The sequence below is a fragment of the Pseudomonas sp. SDO5591_S426 genome (genome assembly GCF_054070755.1).
The window spans coordinates 1-23433 of the sequence record NZ_JBSVXD010000094.1 but is presented as its reverse complement, the minus strand read 5'-3'; the positions used below and the strand labels follow the sequence as shown (position 1 = coordinate 23433).

Sequence of the window (23433 nt, the reverse complement as noted above, 5' to 3'; positions counted from 1 at the left end):
GCCTTCGGCAGCTCCTACAGGGACGGTGACGGCAATAAAAAAGGCGACGCCTGTGAGGGCGTCGCCTTTTGTTTTACTGCCGTTACAACTTACTCGGACAGCTTGTACGCAATCACATAGTCACCCTGCTTGGTGCCCAGCGAGCCGTGGCCGCCGGCAACGACCAGCACGTATTGCTTGCCGTCCTTGCCGGTGTAGGTCATCGGCGTGGTTTGCGCGCCGGCCGGCAGGCGGCCTTCCCACAGTTGCTTGCCGTTTTTCATGTCGTAGGCGCGCAGGTACTGGTCGAGGGTGCCGCTGAGGAAACCGACGCCACCAGCGGTGGTGAAGGTGCCGCCCAGGCTTGGCACGCCCATGCTCAGCGGGATCGGAACCGGCGAGCTGTCACGCACGGTGCCGTTCTTGTGCATCCAGATTTTCTGATGGGTCGTCAGGTCGATTGCAGCGACATAACCCCACGCTGGCGCTTGGCACGGCAGGCCCATTGGCGACAGCAGCGCTTCAAGGACCACACCGTACGGCGCGCCTTTGTTCGGCTGCACGCCTTCGGTTTCGCTTTTGCGCGGGCCCTGGGCAGCGATTTCGGCGGCCGGGATCATTTTCGATTTGAACGCCATGTAGCTCGGGTTCACGAAAGCGATCTGGCGCACCGGGTCAACCGAGATGCCGCCCCAGTCGAACACGCCGAAGTTACCCGGATACACGATCGAACCCTGCAGCGATGGCGGGGTGAACGGGCCGTCGTAACGCATGGATTTGAAGTCGATCCGGCAGATCAGCTGGTCGAACGGCGTAACGCCCCACATGTCGCGCTCTTGCAGCGGCGGCGGCATCAGGTTCAGGTCGGATTTCGGTTGGGTCGGCGAGGTGTGGTCGCCTTCCACCGCGCCTTGCGGCACCGGCACTTCATTGATCGGCACGATGGCCTGGCCGGTGCTGCGGTCCAGCACGTAGATGCTGCCTTGCTTGGTGGAGGCCAAAACCGCTTGCTTGACGCCGTCAGCGGTTTTCAGGTCCATCAGGGTTGGCTGGCCGCCCACGTCCATGTCCCATAGGTCATGGTGAGTGAACTGGAAGTGCCAGCGCACTTTGCCGGTGGCGATGTCCAGCGCAGTCAGGCCGGCGGCGTGCAGTTCCGATTCAGGGGTACGTGCGCCACCGAACTGGTCCGGGGTCTGGTTGCCCATCGGCAGGTAGAGCATGCCGAGTTTTTCATCGACGGCGAACATGGACCACATGTTCGGCGAGTTGCGGGTGTAGACCTTGCCTTCGGCAATCGGCGTAGTGTCGTCCGGGTTGCCGCTGTCCCAGTTCCACACCAGTTTGCCGGTGTGCACGTCGAACGCGCGGATCACGCCGCTTGGCTCGTCGGTGGAAACGTTGTCGGTGACGTGACCGCCAATCACCACCAGATCCTTGGTGACCGCTGGCGGCGAGGTGGAGTAGTAACCGCCGGCCGTGAAGCCGCCGATGTTGGCGCGCAGGTCGACCTGACCTTTGTCGCCGAAGTCTTCACACATCTTGCCGGTGTCGGCGTTCAGCGCGATCAGACGAGTGTCGGCAGTCGGCAGGAAGATCCGGCGCGGGCAGACGCTGGCCACGGGAGCGCTGGCGCTGCCGGTCGGACTCTGCTCGGAGGCGTACACCGCGTCGTCGTGATAAGTCACGCCACGGCAGGTCATGTGCGCCCAACCCTTGAAGTTCGCCGCGTTCTGCGTGGAGAGCTTCGGATCGAAACGCCAGATTTCCTTGCCGGTGTCCGGGTCCAGGGCAATCACCTGGCTGTGCGGCGTGCAGACGTAGAGCATGCCGTTGACTTTCAGCGGGGTGTTTTCGGCAGTGGTTTCGCCCGGATCGTTCGGCCCTGGCAGGTCACCGGTGCGGTAGCTCCAGGCTTCAACCAGTTTGTGCGCGTTCTGCGGGGTGATCTGTGCCAGCGGCGAATAACGGTCACCGTGAGCGCTGCGGCCATAGGAATTCCAGTCACCGTCCGGCATGGCCGGGGCGGTGTTGGTCATGCCATCGACACTGTCGCGGTCCAGCTGACCTTTGATTTCACCTGGGTTGGTGAATTGGCTGGCCAGTGCCGTAACGCCGGCGAGCACCACGGCCACGCCCAGTGCGCCGGTGCCCATCGGTGCGGCGCCATCACGCAGCAGCGGACGACGGAACCACGGCAGCAGCATGACGATGCCCAGCGCAAACAGCATCGCCAGACGCGGCACCAGTTGCCACCAGTCGAGGCCGACTTCCCACAATGCCCACACGGTGCTGGCGAACAGCACCACTGCGTACAGCCCCAGCGCAGCGCGGCGAGCCATCAACAGCAGGATGCCGGTCAGCGCCAGGCCGATGCCGGCCAGCAGGTAATACAGCGAGCCGCCGAGCATGCTCAGCTTGATCCCCCCGGCCAGCATGGCCAGGCCCATTAGCAGAAGCAGAATGCCGAGCAGGCTCGGCAGCAGACGGCTTCGACTCAAGGCACCATCAGTGCTCATAGTGTGATTCTCCGTGACATTTCAAGTAGTCCCTCGCACGTTCACTGTAGATGACGATATTGCGGGGGCATGGTTCAGATGAAAGCTGTTGGGTTGATGCAATTTCTGTAGGAGCCGAGCTTGCTCGCGATAGCGGTGGGTCAGGCAACATTGATGTTGACTGTGACGGCCTCATCGCGAGCAAGCTCGGCTCCTACAGTTTTTTGGGGTTTTTTAGAACGAGGACTGGATCTTGATGCCTCCGATCAAGGCGTCATCGACCTCGTTCACGCCACCGGGATGACGGATGTATTGCAGGTTCGGGCGCACGGTCAGCCAGTTAGTGACGTGCACGCCGTAATAGAGTTCGGCGCTGTATTCGGTGTCTTGGGGCGGCAGGAACGATGGATCGTCGTAGTCGAAAATCGCATGGGCTTGGTTGGTCGCCTCGGCATTCTTGCGATAAGCCGGGTTGACGTGCACACGGGCCATGGCGAAGCCGATGTCATCCTTGGCGCGGGCATCGAACAGGCCTTTGTAGACGACGCCGGCCTGGACATAGTTGTCGATGGCGTTGGTTTTCTTGTCGTGCATCGTGCCGTTGGCGAACACGCTCAGGCCGCGCGAATGGTCGCTGGCAATGCTGGTGATTTGCTGCTGGATGCCGAGCCACACGCCGTGTTTGCTCGACGCGCTGCGGTAGGCCTCGCCACTCAGGGCGGCGGGCTGGCCGTTGCTGTCCTTGTAGGCGTCGGTGGCGGTGGCGTTGCTGTAGTAGTAACCGGCGCGGTATTCGCCCGGCAGGCCGTTGAGCTTGGGCGTCCACACCAGTTCCACCGGCAGGATCGCGCCCTGGGTGCCGCTGCCGCTGAGTTTGAAGCCGTTGTCGCGATCAAGGTTCGACGGGTTCTGCTCGTACACGCCGACCTGCGCGTACAGCTCCGGCGTCAGGTGATACTTGACCCGCATCGCCCATTGGCTGACCGGCCAGTTGTACCAGATGCCGCCGACCCAGTTACCGACCTGAGAACCGCAGAACGCCAGGTTCTGGAAGTCGCAGGGGAAGCTGTTGAAGTCTTCGCCTTCGCCGAAGCGGCCGACCTTGATGTCGAGCTTCTGGTCGAAGAATTTTTGCTGATACCACATCTGCGTCAAACGCCAGGTCTGGCCACGGCCCCAGACTTCCTGGGCCGAAGTGAAGCCACCGACACGCGGATCATTGATGCGGTCGTTGCTGATGTTGTTGCCGCTGCGTTCGGTGATGGTCAGCTGAAATTCGGCGTCGCTCCAGCCGAGAATCTTCTGCAAGTCCAGATGAGTGCCAAGGGCAAACTGGTCGCTGTAGCGCGCGGTGCGGTCGTGGTCATAGCCGCCGTGCAGATTGCTGCCCATTTCGCCGGTGTAATCGACTTTGAAGTCGTAGCCTTTTTCCGCAAGTTCTGTGCGAGTGCCGTTCCAGTCGCCGAGCATCCAGGGGGAATCGCTATCGAAGGCCGGGGCGGCTAGCGTGCAGTTGGCCAAGCCCAGCACAGTGAAACCACCGATGAAATTCAGTGTTTTTCGGCAGGCAACAGGTATTGAGACAGCGCTGTCTTTTAAGATTGGAAAATCAGGCATAGAAAGGAAATTCTTGATCTTTTTCTGGGGATGAACGGGAACAGCAGAAGTGATTCGAGTGTGCAGAAGCGTTTCAGCTAGAACGGGCGCAAGGATAATGTTCTGTTACAAATAGAGAAAGAGCTTTTACTGACATGCATCTTTTCAGATTTGGTAACAGTCCACGAAATGTCGCAGCCTGCGATCTTTTCCGTTTCACCTACATTTAACGTAAGGTGCGCGGCTTCCTCATTCCAACATCGCGAAAGGCCCGGCATGACCGAACAGAACCACGACCCGCTACACGGCGTAACACTGGAGCAAATCCTCAATGCCCTGGTTGAACACTACGAATGGTCGGGGCTGGCCGAGCGCATTGATATTCGCTGCTTCAAGAGTGACCCGAGCATCAAGTCGAGCCTGACGTTTTTGCGTAAAACCCCTTGGGCGCGGGAGAAGGTCGAACGCTTGTACGTGAAGTTGATGCGCACCAAGCGCCCGCTCTGAATGGTGATTGCTGCTGATGTGCGACGGCGTCTGATCTGCCTGGCAGCGGTTCTCGGTTGGACGGCCTTGAGCATCCAGATGTACCTGACACTTTATTATCGCTGGAGTAGCGGCGGCAGCCTGTTGGGCGGGCTGATGAGTTACTTCAGTTACTTCACCGTCCTGACCAATATGCTCGTCGCCGTGGTACTGACCTGCGCTGCGACCCGCCGTGAATCAGCCGCGCGGCGCTGGTTTCTGCAGCCGTGGGTGAGCAGCGGTGTTGCCGTGAGCATTGTGTTGGTCAGCGTTGCGTACAACCTGTTACTGCGTCATCTGTTTCGTCCTGAAGGCTTGCAGTTCGTTGCCGATGAACTCCTGCACGACGTGATGCCGCTGCTGTTTCTGGGGTATTGGTGGTTCTGTGTACCCAAAGGCACGCTGCGCCTCAAACATGTGCCGTTGTGGCTGATCTATCCGTGTGTCTACTTCGCCTACGCGATGCTGCGCGGGCATCTGTTGAGCGCTTATCCCTATTGGTTCCTGAATGTGAACTTGCTGGGTTACTCGCAAGTGTTCATCAATGCGGCGGGGGTGCTGGTGGGGTTTGTGGTGATTGGGTTAGTGGTGATCGGGTTGGATCGTTGGCGCGCCAAGTGCCAGTGAACACGGTTTGAGTTTTGTAGCAGCAGGCTGCGCCAGCTGCTACGACGGCACTCGGTTATTCCTCTTCGCTGTCCCCCAGTTTCCAATAGCCAACGGCTTTGACGAACTGATCGTCCAGCCCATGCTCATCCAGCAACACCCGACGAATCTGCCGCGAGACTTTGCTCTCGGTCGCGACCCACGCATACAAGCTGCCAGTGGGCACCTGGATCTGCCGTACGGTACTGAGCAAATGATCCTTGCCACCTTCACGCAGCACCCAGATCACATTGACCTCGGCAGCGCTGTGCAGCTCTTGCTGTTCCTTTCCGTTTTCCACTTCGACGATCACCAACGCACGGCGATTGGCTGCCAGGCCTTCCAGGCGTCGGGCAATCGCGGGCAGGGCGGTTTCGTCGCCGATCAGCAGATAGCTGTCGAAGATGTCCGGCACGATCATCGAACCCCTTGGCCCGCCGATGTGCAGGAACTGTCCGGGCTTGGCCTGCTCGGCCCAAGTCGAGGCAGGGCCGTCGCCGTGCAGCACAAAATCGATGTCCAATTCCAGGGTTTCCAGGTCGTAGCGGCGTGGCGTGTAGTCGCGCATGGCCGGCATCGGCCCGTCGTTCTTGCCCGCGCCGAGCACGAGGGTTTCCAGCGCCGCGTGTTCCGCCGCGTTCTGCGGGAACAGCAACTTGACGTGATCGTCCGTGCCGAGGCTGACAAAACCGGCCAGCTCCGGGCCGCCCAGGGTAATGCGGCGCATGCGCGGGGTCAGGTCGACCACGCGAAGCACTTCCAGACGACGGCGCTTGATCTCGTGCATGACACGGTGGATGGTTTGCGTGATCACTTCAGTCATGCGCTTTCTCCTGGACAGGTTGAACAGTCGGGCCGTCGACAATGGCTTTGGCGGCGTTGTTGAGTAAGTCGCGCACCCGCAGGATTTCTTCCGGGCTCCAACGGCCATGGTGCAGTTGCAAGGCATGCCGCAAGTTATGCACCGCTTCGTGGATTTCCGCCGGGCGATCATGGCCGCGTAGCGAACGTTTGCTGACATCGATGCGCACTCGCACGCCTTCAAGGGCGACGGCCTGCTCGGTCAGGGATTGGCGCCCGGCGTCGGTCACGCTGTAGCGCTTTTTGCCGCCTTCGGCATCGCCCAGGATCATTTCGCTCTCTTCCAGAAACGTCAGGGTCGGGTAGATCACGCCGGGGCTGGGGCTGTAAGCGCCGTCGAACATGCCTTCGATCTGGCGGATCAAGTCGTAGCCGTGGCAGGGCTGTTCGGCGATCAGCGCCAGCAGCAGCAATTTCAGGTCGCCCGGGGCAAATACCCGTGGGCCGCGGCCACCGCGTTCGCGGCCGGGGCGTTTTTCGAAGCCGTCGCGGCCATCGCCGTGCTCGCGGTGGGGGGAATGATGGTCTCTCATTTTTGCGTTCTCTCGTCGTGTTTAGATACAACTTAAGATATATCTTATGACCTCTGCAAAATCCCCCGACCAACGGCTGGTCGCCACGCCAGGCGAAACCGCCATTGGAAATGGCGCATTCGCGGCTCCGAAACCGGCCTTTAAAACGGGCGAACAAGTTGAAATTAGTGTTAACTCTCTAATTGTAAGATTTCCGCCTTAATTCATTGGCTTTGTAATATCTCTCCTACAGAAGTTGCAGTGTCGTTATCGGCCTTTATTGCCAATGTAATGGCTTTGTGTAGTCTTGATCTGACAGCCGAACAGGGGGTTTTTCAATATTCCAGTGTTTTTCTTTCCGTTCTTCAGGCACTTTGGCTACGCACTTTGAGGAACTTGCCTGCTTACTTTCCAGACTATTTGGTCGATCATCTTTCGGCGTTGAAAGTTCAGCTGAGTCAATAACTGCTCGTGACAGTTTTATTCAGCATGAACTTTCAGCACTTCATCCTTTTTAAAAAACAGGTACTGAAAGATGTTCAAGAAAATCGCGTTCGCAGCTCCCCTGGCTGTTCTGGCACTGAGTTCTTCGATGGCGTTTGCCGCCACTGAAGCCAGGCACTCGATCAGTTTGAAAGCAACTGTCAACTCTGACGACTTCTACGCGGTGCCGGTTGATTTCGATCTGGTCAACAAGGACCAGGACATGAGCTACAACCCAGGCATCGATGCGATGAAAACCGTCGACGGGCACTTTGACGTCCTTCACACCGCCGGTAAGGTCAACGCACGTCTGGAAGGCGTGCCAAAGCTGATTGCCGGCAGCAAAACCATTGATTTAAAAGTCGAGCTCAATGGCAAGACGTTGAATACCACTTCGCAGGAAGTCGTTGGAGACGCTGAATCCAACACGCGTTACCGTGCACCGTTCAAAATCAGTGCGGCCACCAGCGGCAAACCTGATGCCGGCGACTACACCGGTGTTGTCATGCTGGTCATTGAACCTTCCGTCTAAGCAAGTCTTGCGACGGTAAAACGTTTACTTTCTGCAAGTAACGTATTCGGTCGGCAGACTTTTCAGTTTGTCGGCCGTGCTCTGACTATTCCTGTAAATAGAGTACTCGTTCATGTTCCCGATGACGCCCATCGCGGCGGCGCTTGCGCTGCTGTTATGTAGCAGTGCATTTGCGGCGCCCACGTCCATTGATAACACGCCGCGAAGTTTGCTGGCGCAGGCCAAGGGTTTACCGGCCGAATTCGAAGAGCACTTTTTCGATGTTCCGCTGGCGGTCAGGCTTGAACTCGATCAACAACCCCTCGGCGAAGCGATGATTGTGCTGTCACGCGATGACCGTGTGACGCTGCTCGAATTTACCGATACCAGCGAAAGCCGCTTCGGCGCCAGTGAGCGCGAAACCTGGGCTGATATTCTGAAACCCGGCGTGATGCTGGGCACCTGCACAAGTCAATGCCCCGAGCAAATGCTGGCGGTGCATTACAACCTTGAAAATTCATTGCTGTCGATCGTCACCGAAAATGCCGAGCGCGACAGCGAAGCCAAGCGTTACTTCGACCAACCCGAGGGCGGCAGCAGCGGCCTGATGGTGCGCAACCAGCTCAATCTGAACGGTGGCCAGGACCAGGATCTGGGCGGGCGCTTTGGCCTGGAAGCCAGCGGCAGCCTGGGTAACTGGAGCCAGACCTTCAACATGCAGCTGGCACGCTTGGGTGGGCCGGATGACAAGACCTACCACGCGGTGCATGAGCTTTTTACCCAGCGTGAGCTGGAGGGCAGTTTTTTCCGCCTGGGTTACTTCACCCCGAACGCCGAAGGCCTGACGCGCCAGCCGCGCTCGTTCGGCACCAGCCCCGACACTGCCGTGGGTGTGATGTATGGCAGCTCCGACAGCCTGGCAATCGACAGTCCGAAACCCAGCGTCTACCCGATTTACGTGACGGCCAATCGACAGGGGTCCGTTGAAATCTACCGCGACGGTCTGTTGATCAATACACAATCGGTGCCGGCGGGTTTGCAGACCCTCGACACACGCCCCTTGCCCGGCGGCATTTACGAAGTGGAAGTGCGCCTGATCGAAGACGGCCAGACCACCTCGACCACCCAGGAACTGATCTACAAGCCGAACAATTGGCGCAACCTTGATGAGCGCTGGCGCTACAACCTGTTCGCCGGACAGGAAAGCAAACTGTTCAGTAATTGGGACCAGCAGGACAGCGGCGATGCCACGGCGGGCGCGGCGATCAATTATCTGCTGCACCCACGGGTGATTCTAGGGCTGTCCGCACGCCAGGTTCGCAATACGTTGCAGTACGGCAGCTCCATCGACTGGAGCCTGGCCAACAGCATCAGCCTGTATGCCAACCTTTATCAGACCGAAGACCACGGCACCGGCGCCGATCTGCAAGCGCTGTACAACTATGGCTCCGGCAGTCTGGTGGTGAGCCACAACCGCAGCTGGCTCGACACCACCAACACCTATGACACTCTGCCCGACGGCACCCGCGTGCGCCAACGCAACGTGTTCACAGGTGAGACCAGCAATTCGTCGCTGTCGCTGATCCTGAATACGTTCATGCAGCGTTCTTGCATCTCTGCTTACGCCACCACCACGAACCAACAGCATCGTTTCATGCTCGGCGACCGGTCGTACGGGCGGCATGGCCAGTACCGTACGGCGCTCGCTTGGCGGTGCGGTCTTGGCGATGATCCATTCCCTGAAAAACTCACCATCACCCGGCCGGTAGCCCAAGGCACTTTGCCCTTCCTGGCCCATGGCATGGAGCAGGGCGGGCAGGAACCCGTCAGCATCGTGGATTGGCAGGCCTGCGGCATCGCGCACCTGATACTTCCCGGAGGGTTCGTGAATCATGACCCGCACTTGCCTGGCGTTCTCAGGCCCGGCGCTGCAACGCAGTTCGCCATCGAACGTGCCCTGGCGGATCTCGATGCGCAGGCTGCCGAAGGTGTCGGTGTTGATGCGCAAGGTGCCCAGCACCAGGCGCTCGGTGTCGACGTTGATCAGTGCATCGTTGTACAAACCCTGGGCGGCGCGGACCGCTTGCGTCTCGAACAGAAGCTCGCGCGCCTGGGTTTTCATGCGCAGCGGCAGGCGCTGGTTTTGTGCGATCTGTTGGCGCTCGGACGCTGTGGCGCCATGGTAGATTTTTTCCGCGACGGCTTCAGGCAACCCGGGGAATTCGCTGAACAGCGAGGCGATATCGGCGGACTGAGCAATGCGAGCCACCGGTGCACCGAGGTTCTGCAAGGTATCGATCAGCAATGGTGGCGGGGGCGCGTTCTCCATATGCATCCTGCGCAGCGCGGTTTCTTCAGTGGCGCTGATCAAGCGAATCCGCTCCAGTTGCTCGTCACTGAAAGCATCGGTGGTGTGACCGATTCGGCGCATCAGCGGCGTGCCTTCCCAGTTGCGCGGGTTCTCCGTCTCGCTGACCCAGGCACCCTGACTGTTGTGCCGCAGGGTCGGGGCATAGGCATTGGATCGCTGCGGATGGTTGATTCGGTATTGCCCGGTTGCCGGGTCTGCTTTCAATTCGAACAGCTGGCCGTCCATCCGCAGAATCTGTTGGCCTTGATGCTGGTAAATACCCGCACCATTGGGCTTGAGTTGCGTCGGCAAGGCCAGGTCTGGTTGTTGATAGGGGGTGAGGTCGGGGTTCCACAGCCGTGTCCGACCGTCGGGCGTTTGCACGGGTTTGAGCCCTTCGAAAAACGGCGAGAGTTTTGTTCGTGCAACGTTGCCCAGTGTCGCCCCAGCGGCGAACGCCCCCAACTGCACAACACTCTCCAACACACCAATGGCTTGCTCACCAGCCTCGGCCAAGCGACCTTCGGCCAGATCAACAATGCCCTCAACCAACTCGTCGGTCAGTTGATACGCGGTGTAGGCCAGCATCAGTGTGCCCAGGCCTGGTACGAACGGTATTGCCACCAGCAGCGCGGCGTTGAGCATGTCCGAAAGCATCTTCTCCAGATTGTCCCACCAGGCCCAGCGGGCCCAGCGGGCCATGCGGTCGGCGTATTCGGTGGAGATCGCGATTTCCTTGGCATCGTTGAGAATCTTGTTGAGTTTCTGTCGGTAGAAATAGGCCCACAGATCACCGTTGAAATTGGTCTGGCGATCGTCCTGAACCTTCAACAGACCGAATTGCAGATTGGGATTGTCCACAGGCGTTTCACGCCAGCTCGGCAGGTTGGTGCCGGGCGCGGCGGGGTGCCATTTGACTTTGCTCAGGCGCTCATTCAACCCCGCAAAAAAATGCCCGCGTTGTTGCTGGTCGACAAACTGGCTGAAGAACTGCTGGTAGCTTTCGGGCGACGAGCCATCGCGCAACTGCCGCGTCAGTTGCGCCATGAATTCGAGCGGCGACGCATATTGTTTGAGCGGGTGCTGCGGGTCATGGGGGATGTACGCGATCACCGGGACAGGGGCATTGGCAGTGGAGACATCGGGTGCGATCAGGACAACGCCGGTCAGGGATGCATCCATCATGCACAGGTTGTAATAGCCAACGGGTTGCCCCTGCCAATGCAGGTTTCTGCGGTCATCGAGCATGCCCTGCACGACCTCGTAGGCGTCCTGGTCAATGTCCTGTTTCATCAGCGCCATGCGTGCCGCTGCATTGAGCGTGCTCTTCTGACTGAGGATGACTTTATGGCGCAACACGTTGTTGGCCACGCTGTTGGTGGAAAGAAAATACTCGTTCAGACGCTTTTCGTAGCGGGCGCCGAGGTCCAGTTCCCTGCACAGGGATTTGAACTGCTCGATGCTGATTTTGTGCTTGAGACTTTTTACTGCGAAGTGTCCGGCGGCATTGGGGCGGGTAATGAATTCGGAGTCGGTGCTGAAGGTCTCGCCGTCGGAAAAATTATGCAGCGCCGCATCAAGCAAGGAGAGGGTGCGGCTGCGAGTGCCTGATCCGAAGTCATGCACCCACCACGGTGATTTCACCGGTGCATACAAGCGCAGCCAGGTGTCCTCGACATCGTCCTCAACGCTGAAGCGCTCCTTCAATGCCTGTTGCAACAGCGGCTTGGCAAAGGCCTTCACATCCTGCAAACCACGCAACGCCTTATCGATATCGTTTTGCGCGGTCCAGCCGAGCTTGACCGCATTTTTCAAGCTGCGGTGATCGGCTGGGGAAGCGTTTTTGTGCCAGTCAGGAAGGCTGAGCCTGACGGTTTTCAGGGCGCTGACCCGGGCCATGGAGGTGCTGCGCAGCCACGCGGGAATGGCCTTGTTGACCATTTCGAAATGAATGCTGGTATCGGCTGGGGTAATTGAAGGCTGGGCAGATCCCTGGATCGCCTGGGGAAGATTGGGCATTGCATGATCGTCCGTTGATCAGTATGGAGCGACCAGACTAGGCAAATGGCATGCGCGAAAAAAGCTCAAAAATTGGTTGGTAAAAGTGTGGGAGGCGCTATGACGCTCACAAAATCAGGGAGTGAAAAATACATATGTACCGCCATTGCGCCCAAAATGTTGAACCTCGCTCAACGAACAGCCGTCCTCGTGTTTGGCTCGCACATCGTGTGCGTACCCGGTTGCAGATACGGCGTCAGAATCGGCGCCATGCCCTTGAGCACCTGCACCGGCAACGCCGAGGTGAAGGTGAAGTTTTCCGCCGAGCGCCCCGGTACGAACGCGGTCAGCGTGCCGAAGTGGGTATCGCCGATGTAGAACACGAACGTGGCCGTGCGGTTGAGGGATTTCGAACTGAGGATTCGTCCGCCCGAGCCTATGGCTTCGATGCGGTTGTCGCCGGTCCCGGTCTTGCCGCCCATGGCCAGCGGTGTGCCGTCGGGTAATTTGAAACTGCCCGAAACCCGTCTTGCGGTGCCGGCGTCGACGACTTGCGAGAGGGCTTCGCGCATGGCGGTGGCGACTTCGGATGGCATTACCCGTTTGCCGGCATCCGGGTCGTTGATCAATTGGGTTTCATATGGCGTATTCGCGGCGAAATGCAGGCTGTCGATGCGCAGCGTCGGCATGCGCACACCGTCGTTGAGGATGGTGCCGATCAGCTCGGCCAGCGCTGCCGGACGGTCGCCAGAGCTACCGATGGCGGTGGCCAGCGACGGCACCAGATGGTCGAACGGGTAACCGACTTTTTGCCAGCGCTGGTGAATGTCGAGGAACGCCTCGATCTCCAGCATGGTACGGATGCGGTTGTCGCGGGCGCCTTTGTGTCGGCTCTTGAACAGCCAGCTGTAGACCTCCTGGCGTTCGAATTGACTGGCTTTGACGATGTCCTTGAAGGTGGCGTCGGGGTGGGTCAGCAAGTAGCCCATCATCCACAGGTCCAGCGGGTGCACTTTGGCGATGAAGCCCTGATCAGGCAGGTCGTAAGTGCCGGGGCCATAGGCATCGTAGAGCCGCACAAGGCGATCGTCGGTGAGCTTCTCGGTGAGCTTGGCGCCTGTCAGGTGCGAGCGCACGAAGGTATTGAAGCTTTCCTGGCTGGCCCGCGGTAGCAAGTAACGGTGCACGGCGGCCAGGCGGATCGGCGTCGGGCGCATGCTGTCGAGGAACGTTTCGAGCCGCGCCTGGGTGTCCTTGTTGCGGTATTTTTTCCAGAACTTGAGCAGGAACGACGTGCCTTCGCGGTCGGCAAACGAAGCCAGGTATTCCTGACGTCGCGGGTCGCGGTCGTCCTTGAGCAGTTCGGCACTGTTGCCTGGGCCGGAATAAGTGGTGTAGCGCACCAGGTCGCGCATCAGGCGTATGAAAGGCAGGTTAATCGATTCACGCAGGGCGTCGCGCAGAGTCGGAAGGCGACCGTTGTCTTCCTTGCGGAAGTTATGGAACGTGTGCAAACCGCCACCGGTAAAAAACGCCTCGCCGGGGCTGGCGGAATATTTACGGTCCAGCGCGGCACTGAGCAGGGTCGGCAGGCTGCGGTCTTTGTTCTGGATCAGGTAGTCGACGACCCAACGGCTGAGGCGGTCCTGCTCCGGCACTTCGACTTTCTTCAGATCCGGGACGCTCATGTCGCCATATTTATCGTGCAGCTCGGCGATGATTTGCAGGTAAGTGGTCATTACCCGCATTTTTGCGGTGGAGCCCAGTTCCAGTTTGCTGCCTTCGTTGATGTCGAACGGCTGGTCGGTGCTGTCGGTCTGTACCCGCACCCGCGAACCGTCCGGAGTCAGCTCGAACAAGGTGAAGCTGTAACGCACCTGGGTGGTGCTGGTGGGGGTCAGCAGGCGTTCGCCCATCAGGCCGATTTCTGCGGCATAGGCCGGGTCGGCGAGTTTTTTCAGGTAGGCAGTGGCCTGGGTTTGCAGTTCACCTTGCAGGGTGCTGGTGGCCGAGAGGTCGAGGCGGTCGAGGTCGTACAACGGACGGTTGAGCAAGCCTGCCAATCGACTGCGCGCAACGCTGATGCCTTTATTGGTTTCGATCGGTTGCATGGTCGGCTGGGTTGCCCAGTCGCGGTAGGTGACTTTGCTGGCCAGTGCCGCAGCGGCGAACGGCGCATCGATCACGTTGTTCTGGGCCAAAAGGCGTATATGGCTGTCGGTGAGCTCGGCCAGTTCATCGCGGCCCTTGGTCAGGTAATGGGAAGGGCGGCGCTGGGCGATCATCAACGAGAGCATTTCGCGCAGGGCCAGACCTTTATCTGCCAGGCTTTTTGGATCCGTCGCCTCGCTGGCCAGCCGTTCGTTGGCCTGGTTGAAATCGGCTCCGTACCACACGCGCAAACCTTCGGCCATGCCGTGCACTTCTCCGTGCCCCGGCACCGCTGACAGCGGCACGCTGTTGAGGTAATCGCGCACTACGTTCTGCCGGGCCTTCAGGGTGTCCGGGCCGTCCTGATAGGCGCGCACGCTGGCGGAAATCATCTGGCGGATCTTCTCGCCGCCAGACGCAGTCAAGCCATCGGGCGAATGCCGGTACTTCTCCAGTTGCGTCGCCAGCGTACTGCCGCCCGCCGATTGACCGGGCAGGTGCAGCATCTTGGCGATCTGGGTATACGCCGCCATGCCGAACCGTGGCCAATCCACCGCCGGGTTGGCCAAGGGCTGGCGCGGGTCGAGCAGGAAACGGTTTTCGATGAACAGCAGGCTGTTGACGACTACCGGCGGGATCGTGTCGAAGCTGGAGTAAAGCTGTTGCGGATAATTGTATTGATACAGCGGTGCCGCCTTGCAATCAGTGATCGACAGACCGGCCTGGATCTTCTCCGAATAGGGAACGAAAAGGCCCTTGTCGGTGTAGTTCATCAACGCCGGGGAAAAACGCGTCTGGGCGGTGATCACGTAATCGCGCTTGAGCAATCGCGGCAGGAATTCGCCCAGTGAGCTGTAGCCCAGGCGCAGATCGAACGGGCCGGCACCGGGGTAGTGAATCGCGTCGCTGGGCCCTGGTTTGATCTCATAACTCAGGGTTTTGGCAAACTTGCTGACTTCCCGGGACTGAAACCGCGACGTACGCATTTCCTTGGCGGCGGCCAGGCCTACGACAATCGCAATAATCAGCAGCAACAGCCAAAACGCCTTCCAGCCGTGCTTGACGCGGCTGCGAGGAGGTTTTTCAGGTAATGGCGCTTCATCCACACGTTCAGTCGGAACCACGGTTTTACTCGAATCGGTTTGCCATAAAGCGCCCATAGTCGACTGATCCATTCACGCAGATTGATCGGACTTGTCTGAAGCTTAGTCGGTGGTTGGCGTTGGTGAAAAAATTGTGAGGATCCAAAAAGGCTGAGTGGCAGGCGAGCTAACGCTCGGCCTGTTGAGTGGTAACGAGCGTGGGTGTACGCCCGTCCCCCTGTGGGAGCCAGCCTGCTGGCGATGGCGGCCTGACAGCCGACCTGATTTCATGGCTGTACCACGCCCCATGTAGGAGCTGCCGCAGGCTGCGATCTTTTGATTTTTGATCTTTAAAGTCAAAGTCAAAAGATCGCAGCCTCGTTGCACTCGACAGCTCCTACAGTGATTGGTGATGAGCCTGAGAATGCTGATACAGAGCCGTCGCAAGGCAAAATACAAACTACCTGCAGGCATGACGCTGCACCAATACCGTGCAATACTCGCCACCGCCTCCAATAGCGAAAAATCCTACAAAACCCAGACAATCCTTCTCCGTAAGTCCCGATTTAATCGCGAGTTACACCTGATTTTTGTGGTTTATAGAGTGAAAACCGCTTGCGGCAGCTTTTTATACTGCACACCCGCTGATCTTGCAGGTTTCCATCCTGCGAGACGGTTCTGCCCACGAGGCAGGCCCGGTTACGGCAAGCCATGGCTTATCGGTCAACGCTTCGCCACTCGGTGGTCATATCCAATAACAAGACGAGGTTGTACCCCATGTCCGTAGGCAATCCTCTGCCCCACGGCGACACCGCTCAGGGCGGTCCGCTCAAACGCGAACTCGGCGAACGGCATATTCGCCTGATGGCGCTCGGTGCCTGTATCGGCGTCGGTCTGTTTCTCGGTTCGGCCAAGGCCATTGAAATGGCCGGCCCGGCGATCATGCTGTCTTACATCATCGGTGGTCTGGCGATCCTGGTGATCATGCGCGCCCTCGGTGAGATGGCCGTGCACAACCCGGTCGCCGGTTCGTTCAGCCGTTACGCCCAAGACTATCTCGGCCCGCTGGCCGGCTTCCTCACGGGCTGGAACTATTGGTTCCTGTGGCTGGTGACGTGTGTCGCGGAGATCACCGCCGTGGCGGTGTACATGGGTGTCTGGTTCCCCGAGGTGCCGCGCTGGATCTGGGCGCTGGCGGCGTTGGTCAGCATGGGCTCGATCAACCTGATCGCGGTCAAGGCCTTCGGTGAATTCGAATTCTGGTTCGCCCTGATCAAGATCGTCACCATCATTGCGATGGTGTTCGGCGGTATCGGCGTCATCGCTTTCGGCTTCGGCAATGACGGCGTGGCGCTGGGGATTTCCAACCTGTGGGCGCACGGCGGCTTCATGCCTAACGGCGTGCAAGGCGTGTTGATGTCGCTGCAGATGGTCATGTTCGCCTATCTGGGCGTTGAGATGATCGGCCTGACTGCCGGTGAAGCGAAGAACCCGCAAAAAACCATTCCCGACGCGATCGGCTCGGTGTTCTGGCGGATTCTGCTGTTCTATGTGGGCGCGTTGTTCGTGATCCTGTCGATCTACCCGTGGAACGAAATCGGCACCCAGGGCAGTCCGTTCGTGATGACCTTCGAGCGTCTGGGCATCAAGACCGCTGCCGGCATCATCAACTTCGTGGTGATCACCGCCGCATTGTCGTCGTGCAACGGCGGCATCTTCAGCACCGGGCGCATGCTCTACAGTCTGGCTCAGAACGGTCAGGCCCCGGCCGGTTTCGCCAAGACGTCGAACAACGGCGTGCCGCGTCGCGCGTTGCTGCTGTCGATCGGTGCGTTGCTGCTGGGCGTGCTGCTCAACTACCTGGTGCCGGAGAAAGTCTTCGTCTGGGTGACGGCGATTGCCACCTTCGGCGCGATCTGGACCTGGGTAATGATCCTGCTGGCCCAGCTGAAATTCCGCAAAGGCCTGAGTGCCAGCGAACGTGCCGGCCTGAAATACCGTATGTGGCTGTACCCGGTCAGTTCGTATCTGGCGCTGGCGTTCCTGGTGCTGGTGGTCGGCTTGATGGCGTACTTCCCGGACACCCGCGTGGCGCTGTATGTGGGCCCTGCATTCCTGGTGCTGCTGACGGTGTTGTTCTATGTGTTCAAGCTGCAACCGACCAATGTTTCGCAAGGTGCGGTGCGTTCGGCTCAATAAACCGTAACGCCTGAAACGAAAAAGCCCCGGTCAATTGGCCGGGGCTTTTGCATTTTGAAGATCAAAAGATCACAGCCTGCGGCAGCTCCTACAGGGAAATGCGGTCTGTTTCTGTAGGAGCTGCCGAAGGCTGCGATCTTTTACTTGTCTGGTTCAAACGCTTGTTGAACTCCAGCCACGCCCCCAGCAACGCCATCAACCCTGCGCCCACCAGCGCCGTGAAGATTTGCATGGCGAAGGCGTCGTCGGTCAGGGCGTTGAGCATGTCCGCCAACGGTGCGAGCAACACACCCAGGCAGAAAATCTCCAGCGAGAAACGCCCCATGCGACAGCTTTGCTGCGCCAGCCAATTCTGCGTCCAACCGGTGTCGGGAAGCAGTTTCGCAGTGACATAAGCCAGCGCCAGAAAGTGCAGCAGGCGAACGGGCGAGAGGTTGGTCTTGCTGATCGGGTAGATCAGGTTGCTCAGGCCGGGCGGCACCAGAGCGTCGTGAATCTGCGGCCAGCGCCACAACACAGTCAACACGCCGGCGACCACAACGTACACCGCCGCCGTCATGAACAACGGCTGACGGATCAACGGACGGCTCTCTGGCAGGCGCGGACGTTGTGAGTGAATCGCGGCGGCACCGCCGAGGACAAACAGCAACTGCCAGGCAACCGGGTTGAAGTACCACACGCCGTCCTTGATCGCGGCGAGGTTCCATCCGGCCAACGGCACCATCAGGTACAACGCCACCGACATCGCCACCACCACCCAGGTCTTGCGCACCAGTATCGGCAGCACCAGCGGCAAACCCGCCAGCAGCACGATGTACAGCGGCAGCGGGTCCATCAGGTTGGGTTTGAAGCGCAGCAGCAGTTCATCGATCAAGGCCTGTTGCGGGTCGCTGATGAAGTGGTGCATGCCCATTTCTTCGACCAGATCGCGGGTTTCCACATGGCTGTTGGCGAAGAACACGATGCCCATCAGCATCGCCAGCAGGAAGATGTGCACCACATACAGCACCCAGGCGCGGCGCAGGATTTTCACGCAGGCGATGAGAAATCCTTCCCGCGCCAGGACTTTGCCGTAGGCCAGCACCGCCGCATAACCGGCCAGGAACACGAAGACTTCGGCGGCATCGCTGAAGCCGAAGTTACGCAGGGTGATTTGACCCAAAGGGTTGTGGGGCACGTGATCCCAGAAGATGAAGATCAGTGCCAGACCGCGAAAAAAGTCGATCCGGTGATCGCGCGCTAACGTCATGACGGCAGGCTCGTAAACGGGGTGTTGAACAAAGGAGTAGTCGAAGACGACAAAGATTACATGCCGCTCATCGGCGGCGCGCAGGGTGGACTGATTCGCCAGTAATTGCAAAGTCGGGGTATTTCGGAATGTCTCCTGACTGTGCCTCAGGTCGTTACCGCTGGTCTGAAAGGCGCGCGAACCTGCGATTTCTGACAGTAGACAAGCTCAAATACTCATGGAAGTGCAACGTTCTACCAAAGGATCGTCAGCATGAGACGTTTGTGGCGAGGGCTGTCCAGCTACACAGTGATCGGGGTCGCCAACACCCTCATTCACTGGCAGATTTTTTTCCTGCTCAGCGTCGCAGCGGGGTTGCGTCAGGCTGTGAGCAATCTGGCTGCGTTCTGCGTGGCAGCCTCGTTTTCCTTCTACATGAATGCGCTCTACACCTTTGACAGCCGGATGTCGGTCGGTGGCTATCTGATGTTCATGGCTGCGATGGGGGCGTTGAGTTTTGGCGTCGGCTATTCCGGTGACCTGTGGCGGTTACATGGTTTGCTCACCGTGGCGATGTTTTCTGCGATGAGTCTGGTGTTCGGTTTCCTGTTTTCCAAGTACGTGGTGTTTCGCGAGCGTGACGCATGAAAATCTCGCTCATTGTTCCGGTGTTCAACGAAGAGCAGGCGATCGACATTTTCTACCAGGCTGTGCGGCGTGAGTTGAAGCTCGATGCCGAGGTGGAGATCGTGTTCATCAACGACGGCAGTTCCGACCGCACGGCCGAACAGGCCACCGCCCTGGCGCAAGCAGACGATCAGGTCATGCTGATCAATTTTTCCCGCAACTTCGGCAAGGAGCCCGCGCTGTTCGCCGGCCTGGAACATGCTACCGGCGACGCGGTAATCCCGATGGACGTCGACCTGCAGGACCCGATCAGCGTCATCCCGTTGCTGATCGAGCAATGGCAAAAAGGCGCGGACGTGGTGCTGGCGAAACGTCGGGACCGTCATTCCGACAGTTATCTGAAACGCCACAGCGCATCGTTGTTCTATCACCTGTTGAATCGAATTTCGTACACCCGTATCGAAGAAAACGTCGGCGATTTTCGTCTCATGGATCGCAAGGTGGTCGATGTGATTCGTGCACTGCCCGAGCATCAGCTGTTCATGAAAGGCGTGTTGTCCTGGGCCGGGTTCAACACCGTCGTGGTCGAATACGAGCGCGCCCCGCGCGTGGCGGGTAATAGCAAATTCAACGTCTGGAAACTGTGGAACCTGGCACTGGAAGGCGTGACCTCGTTCAGCACCGTGCCTTTGCGGCTATGGACTTACGTCGGTGGGGCTGTGTCGATCTTCGCCGTGCTGTACGCGGTGTACATGGTGCTGGACAAGATTCTCAACGGCAACAGCGTGCCCGGTTACCCGTCGCTGATGACGGCCATTCTGTTTCTCGGCGGCGTGCAATTGATCGGCATCGGCATTCTCGGGGAGTACATCGGCCGGATCTACATCGAAGCCAAGCATCGGCCGCGCTATGTGGTCAAAGACATCGTTGGCGGCAAAGACCGGCGCGAGCGCTGACATGGGGCGCTTCAGCGATTTTTTCATCAAGGAACTCGGGCGTCGGCAGGTCTGGGTGTTTTTTCTGTTGGCGACGCTGGTGTATGTGCTGCCGCTGATCCTCGCGGACTATCCCTACATCGATGACAACTGGCGCTCGCTCTCCGCCGGCATGGCGTGGGCGGAGCAGGGGCGATTGTTCACCGAACTGTTCTACAACGCGCTGACCTTCAGCAATGCAGCGCCGAACATCTTTCCCTTGCCGTTGCTGATCGCCACGCTCGCGATGGCATCGGCGCTGACCAGCCTGACCTTTCACTATTTTCGACAACCGACCATTACGTGCTGCCTGGTGCTGTTGCCGCTCTGGTACAACCCGTTTTTCCTGCAAAACCTGTCCTATCAATATGACGGCGCGCCGATGGCGTTGAGCGTGGTCGCGGTGATTTATGCGATCACTTTTCGTCACTCCCGGCGCAGTGTGCAATGGCTGGTGCCTTCGTTTCTGATTGCTTTGGCACTGGGTCTTTATCAGATCAGCCTGAACGTATTTCTGGGGTTGTGTTGCCTGGAGTTGCTGAGGGCTGCCAACGACAGAATGCCTTGGCCGCAGTGGGGCGAATTGATTGGCTGGAAGCTCGCCCAAGTGGTGTTGGGCTGGTTGATCTACAGCGTCACTGCCTATCCGTTCTTGGGGCAGAACCGCGCTTTGTTGTTGAACTGGTCGGCGCAGCCCCTGCTGCAATTGGACGTCAACATCCTCCGGGTAATGGAAAAAATAGTGCTGCTGTTTCATGGCGGATTTTTCTGGGTGTTCGCCGGGTTGCTGCTGTGCGCCATGGCCGGTGCGGTCGGGCTGGGGATGAACATCGCTCAGCATAAGGAGAGCGCGGCAAAGCGGCTTTTTATCGGCCTCCTGTGCGTTCTGAGCATACCGGCGCTGCTGTTGTTGGTATCAGGGGTGGCGCTGTTCTTTCGCGATTTCAACGAAGGCGCCAGAACGCTGATGGGGTTTGCGGTGTTGCTGGTGCTGCTGTTTTATCTCAGCCATCTGGCGCTGGCGTCTGTGCACGAGCGGCTGCCACTGCTGTTGCTGGTGCCACTGCTGGCGATGCTGTCGCTGTCGTTCGCCTATGGCCGGGTGCTGCTGGTGCAGAAAACCTTCGCCACCAGTGCACTGAATAGCCTTGAGCGCGACATCAGCAGCCATCAAGGCTTGCGCGAAGCCAAGCGCATTTACATGTCGATCACCTATTCCGATCACTGGTTGCGAGGCGCAGCAGGCTCGTTCAAGCAGATGCCGGTGTTGCACTATCTGCTGAACATCGACTTTTACATGCTGGCCGAAAACCTGCCCAAGGTGGGCATTACCAACGTGGTCGCGGAGAAGGAACGGCGCAATGCGACGCGGGTGGGGTATCAGCATTTCCCGCCGCTGGTGGAGAGCCAGTACTACCGGATTTACCTGATTGGCGATTACGGTTTCATCGTCTTCAAAGAGCCGGCCCCGATCAAATCGCTTCGCTGGTGAAGCGCAATGCCGGGGCCGTCCGATTCAGGCGGCGGCCACTTCGTTGGGTTCAAAACTGTCCGCCCGCGCCATTTGCCACATCCGCGAGTAGAACTCGCCATTCACTTCGCCGGTCAGCAATTCGCCCGGTTTCAGGAATACGTGTAGCTGCGAGAACAGCTTGATCTCGGTCGCTGACATGCGCCGTACCAGGTGCTTGGCCGACAGCTGCGACGGGTGTTCGAGGCCGGCGGCGGCGAGCATTTCGGCCAGGCCCTTGAGGGTGTTGCGGTGGAAGTTGTAGACGCGTTGGGCCTTGTCCGGCACCACCAATGCGCGCTGGCGCAAGGTGTCCTGAGTGGCGACGCCGGTCGGGCATTTGTTGGTGTGGCAGCTTTGCGACTGGATGCAGCCGATGGCGAACATGAAGCCCCGCGCCGAGTTGGCCCAGTCGGCGCCGATGGCCAACACGCTGGCGATGTCGAACGCGCTGACGATTTTGCCGCTGGCGCCAAGCTTGATCTTGTCCCGCAGGTTCAGGCCGACCAACGTGTTGTGCACGAACAACAGACCTTCACGCATCGGCACGCCGATGTGATCGGTGAATTCCACGGGCGCGGCGCCGGTGCCGCCTTCCTTGCCGTCGACGACGATGAAGTCCGGGAGGATGCCGGTTTCCAGCATGGCTTTGGCGATGCCCATGAATTCCCAAGGGTGACCGAGGCAGAACTTGAAGCCCACGGGTTTGCCGCCGGACAGCTCACGCAGTTGCTGGATGAAATGCATCATTTCGATTGGCGTGGAAAACGCGCTGTGGCGTGACGGCGAGACGCAGTCTTCGCCCATCATAATGCCGCGGGTTGCAGCGATTTCCTTGGTGACTTTGTGCTTGGGCAGGATGCCGCCGTGACCGGGTTTTGCGCCTTGGCTCATCTTGATTTCGATCATCCGCACTTGCGGCGTTTGCGCCTGCGCGGCGAAGCGTTCCGGGTCGAAACGGCCATCGCTGGTGCGGCAGCCGAAGTAGCCGCTGCCCAGCTCCCAGGTCAGGTCGCCGCCGTGTTCGCGGTGATAGGGGCTGATGCTGCCTTCACCGGTGTCGTGGGCGAAGTTACCGAGCTTGGCGCCCTGGTTCAGCGCGCGAATGGCGTTGGCGCTGAGCGAGCCGAAGCTCATGGCCGAGATGTTGAACACCGACGCCGAATACGGCTGGGTGCATTGCGGGCCGCCGACGGTCACGCGAAAACCGCTCGGGTCACTCAACGGAGCCGGGCGCATGGAGTGGCCGATGAATTCGAAGCCCGACTGGTAAACGTCGATCAGGGTGCCGAACGGTTTGTCGGCGCTTTCATTCTTGGCCCGGGAATAGACCAGCGAACGTTGGGACCGGGAAAAGGGCAGGGCGTCGCTGTCGGACTCGAGCAGGTACTGGCGGATTTCCGGGCGAATGCCTTCGACCAGATAACGGATATTGCCGAGGATCGGATAGTTGCGGCGCACCGCGTGAGGGCTTTGCATCAGATCGAACAGGCCGATCAGGCTGAGCACGCCGGTGATGGCGGTGATTGGCCAGAGCCAGTCGTGTTCGAGGAAGGGCAGGCTGGCGAGGGTGAAGATCACACAGACGGCAAAGAAGGCGTAGCGGCTCAGGAGTGACAGGCTCATACGGTTTCCTTGGGTTCGGACTCAGGTTTTAAAGATCGCAGCCTTCGGCAGCTCCTACAGGGGAATGCGATCAGTGTA

Annotated in this window: 15 protein-coding genes and 1 pseudogene; 8 read left to right on the top strand and 8 right to left on the bottom strand. The window is 59.2% G+C overall.

Translation table 11 applies throughout. The features are described 5' to 3' along the window. Nucleotides 1–89: 89 nt before the first annotated feature. Nucleotides 90–2498 carry a glucose/quinate/shikimate family membrane-bound PQQ-dependent dehydrogenase gene (locus tag ACW9JC_RS18395; RefSeq protein ID WP_457456611.1) on the bottom strand — a complete coding sequence of 803 codons (2409 nt, stop codon included), beginning with the start codon at nucleotides 2496–2498 and terminating at the stop codon, nucleotides 90–92. A gap of 213 nt (nucleotides 2499–2711) precedes the next feature. Continuing rightward, entirely contained in the window at nucleotides 2712–4094 is a 1383-nt protein-coding gene (locus ACW9JC_RS18390; protein ID WP_457456609.1) for a carbohydrate porin, read from the bottom strand. 255 nt (nucleotides 4095–4349) lie between these two features. Between ACW9JC_RS18390 and ACW9JC_RS18385 the strand changes: the two genes are divergently transcribed. Next, nucleotides 4350–4580, top strand: coding sequence for a VF530 family protein (locus ACW9JC_RS18385; protein ID WP_008016727.1), 231 nt, complete (start codon nucleotides 4350–4352; stop codon nucleotides 4578–4580). Next, nucleotides 4581–5225, top strand: a complete 645-nt coding sequence (locus ACW9JC_RS18380) for a Pr6Pr family membrane protein (RefSeq protein ID WP_457456607.1) — start codon at nucleotides 4581–4583, stop codon at nucleotides 5223–5225. Nucleotides 5226–5280: 55 nt separating this feature from the next. Here ACW9JC_RS18380 and ACW9JC_RS18375 read toward each other — a convergent pair whose 3' ends face one another. Then, entirely contained in the window at nucleotides 5281–6066 is a 786-nt protein-coding gene (locus ACW9JC_RS18375) for a siderophore-interacting protein (protein ID WP_457456605.1), read from the bottom strand. Beyond that, a complete protein-coding gene (locus ACW9JC_RS18370) occupies nucleotides 6059–6637 on the bottom strand; it encodes a PadR family transcriptional regulator (protein WP_457456603.1) in 579 nt (192 codons plus the stop codon). The genes ACW9JC_RS18375 and ACW9JC_RS18370 overlap by 8 nt, the downstream gene beginning before the upstream one ends. A gap of 514 nt (nucleotides 6638–7151) precedes the next feature. Here ACW9JC_RS18370 and ACW9JC_RS18365 point away from each other — a divergent pair. Together ACW9JC_RS18365 and ACW9JC_RS18360 are read left to right on the top strand one after the other, a co-directional pair. Continuing rightward, nucleotides 7152–7631 (top strand): CS1 type fimbrial major subunit, encoded by a 480-nt coding sequence (locus ACW9JC_RS18365; protein WP_457456601.1) that lies wholly within the window; start codon nucleotides 7152–7154, stop codon nucleotides 7629–7631. 112 nt (nucleotides 7632–7743) lie between these two features. Next, nucleotides 7744–8694, top strand: a pseudogene (locus tag ACW9JC_RS18360) (TcfC E-set like domain-containing protein); the annotation flags it as partial. 210 nt (nucleotides 8695–8904) lie between these two features. Here the strand turns inward: ACW9JC_RS18360 and ACW9JC_RS18355 are convergent. Both ACW9JC_RS18355 and ACW9JC_RS18350 read right to left on the bottom strand, forming a co-directional pair. Beyond that, entirely contained in the window at nucleotides 8905–11979 is a 3075-nt protein-coding gene (locus tag ACW9JC_RS18355) for a dermonecrotic toxin domain-containing protein (RefSeq protein WP_457456599.1), read from the bottom strand. A gap of 170 nt (nucleotides 11980–12149) precedes the next feature. Then, the gene (locus tag ACW9JC_RS18350; protein ID WP_457456597.1) at nucleotides 12150–15269 is read right to left on the bottom strand and encodes a transglycosylase domain-containing protein; all 3120 of its coding nucleotides are present in this window, start codon (nucleotides 15267–15269) and stop codon (nucleotides 12150–12152) included. Nucleotides 15270–15968: 699 nt separating this feature from the next. On the opposite strand from ACW9JC_RS18350, the gene ACW9JC_RS18345 reads away from it, so the two are divergent. Continuing rightward, a complete protein-coding gene (locus tag ACW9JC_RS18345) occupies nucleotides 15969–17390 on the top strand; it encodes an amino acid permease (protein WP_457456595.1) in 1422 nt (473 codons plus the stop codon). An 88-nt stretch (nucleotides 17391–17478) separates the two neighbouring features. Here the strand turns inward: ACW9JC_RS18345 and ACW9JC_RS18340 are convergent, their stop codons facing one another. Then, a complete protein-coding gene (locus ACW9JC_RS18340) occupies nucleotides 17479–18639 on the bottom strand; it encodes an OpgC family protein (RefSeq protein ID WP_457456593.1) in 1161 nt (386 codons plus the stop codon). Nucleotides 18640–18891: 252 nt separating this feature from the next. Between ACW9JC_RS18340 and ACW9JC_RS18335 the strand changes: the two genes are divergently transcribed. From ACW9JC_RS18335 to ACW9JC_RS18325, 3 genes are read left to right on the top strand one after another with little or no spacing between them, the layout of a single operon-like run. Then, on the top strand, nucleotides 18892–19266 hold the full coding sequence (locus ACW9JC_RS18335) for a GtrA family protein (protein ID WP_457456591.1): 375 nt from the start codon (nucleotides 18892–18894) through the stop codon (nucleotides 19264–19266). Further along, nucleotides 19263–20201, top strand: a complete 939-nt coding sequence (locus tag ACW9JC_RS18330; RefSeq protein ID WP_457456589.1) for a glycosyltransferase family 2 protein — start codon at nucleotides 19263–19265, stop codon at nucleotides 20199–20201. Before ACW9JC_RS18335 ends, ACW9JC_RS18330 begins: the two co-directional genes overlap by 4 nt. 1 nt (nucleotide 20202) lies before the next feature. Further along, nucleotides 20203–21711, top strand: a complete 1509-nt coding sequence (locus ACW9JC_RS18325; RefSeq protein ID WP_457456587.1) for a glucosyltransferase domain-containing protein — start codon at nucleotides 20203–20205, stop codon at nucleotides 21709–21711. Between the two features lie 24 nt (nucleotides 21712–21735). On the opposite strand, the gene ACW9JC_RS18320 is transcribed toward ACW9JC_RS18325, so the two are convergent. Further along, complete coding sequence (locus tag ACW9JC_RS18320) at nucleotides 21736–23355, bottom strand: FMN-binding glutamate synthase family protein (protein ID WP_338584957.1); 1620 nt, start codon at nucleotides 23353–23355, stop codon at nucleotides 21736–21738. Nucleotides 23356–23433 lie beyond the last annotated feature (78 nt).

Bases quoted from the DNA above. Each gene is read 5' to 3' on its own strand.
- ACW9JC_RS18330 (WP_457456589.1), top strand. From the start codon at position 19,263: ATGAAAATCTCGCTCATTGTTCCGGTGTTCAACGAAGAGCAGGCGATC.
- ACW9JC_RS18380 (WP_457456607.1), top strand. From the start codon at position 4,581: ATGGTGATTGCTGCTGATGTGCGACGGCGTCTGATCTGCCTGGCAGCG.
- ACW9JC_RS18370 (WP_457456603.1), bottom strand. From the start codon at position 6,637: ATGAGAGACCATCATTCCCCCCACCGCGAGCACGGCGATGGCCGCGAC.
- ACW9JC_RS18375 (WP_457456605.1), bottom strand. From the start codon at position 6,066: ATGACTGAAGTGATCACGCAAACCATCCACCGTGTCATGCACGAGATC.
- ACW9JC_RS18340 (WP_457456593.1), bottom strand. From the start codon at position 18,639: ATGACGTTAGCGCGCGATCACCGGATCGACTTTTTTCGCGGTCTGGCA.
- ACW9JC_RS18355 (WP_457456599.1), bottom strand. From the start codon at position 11,979: ATGCCCAATCTTCCCCAGGCGATCCAGGGATCTGCCCAGCCTTCAATT.
- ACW9JC_RS18335 (WP_457456591.1), top strand. From the start codon at position 18,892: ATGAGACGTTTGTGGCGAGGGCTGTCCAGCTACACAGTGATCGGGGTC.
- ACW9JC_RS18390 (WP_457456609.1), bottom strand. From the start codon at position 4,094: ATGCCTGATTTTCCAATCTTAAAAGACAGCGCTGTCTCAATACCTGTT.
- ACW9JC_RS18395 (WP_457456611.1), bottom strand. From the start codon at position 2,498: ATGAGCACTGATGGTGCCTTGAGTCGAAGCCGTCTGCTGCCGAGCCTG.
- ACW9JC_RS18320 (WP_338584957.1), bottom strand. From the start codon at position 23,355: ATGAGCCTGTCACTCCTGAGCCGCTACGCCTTCTTTGCCGTCTGTGTG.
- ACW9JC_RS18325 (WP_457456587.1), top strand. From the start codon at position 20,203: ATGGGGCGCTTCAGCGATTTTTTCATCAAGGAACTCGGGCGTCGGCAG.
- ACW9JC_RS18385 (WP_008016727.1), top strand. From the start codon at position 4,350: ATGACCGAACAGAACCACGACCCGCTACACGGCGTAACACTGGAGCAA.
- ACW9JC_RS18345 (WP_457456595.1), top strand. From the start codon at position 15,969: ATGTCCGTAGGCAATCCTCTGCCCCACGGCGACACCGCTCAGGGCGGT.
- ACW9JC_RS18350 (WP_457456597.1), bottom strand. From the start codon at position 15,269: ATGGGCGCTTTATGGCAAACCGATTCGAGTAAAACCGTGGTTCCGACT.
- ACW9JC_RS18365 (WP_457456601.1), top strand. From the start codon at position 7,152: ATGTTCAAGAAAATCGCGTTCGCAGCTCCCCTGGCTGTTCTGGCACTG.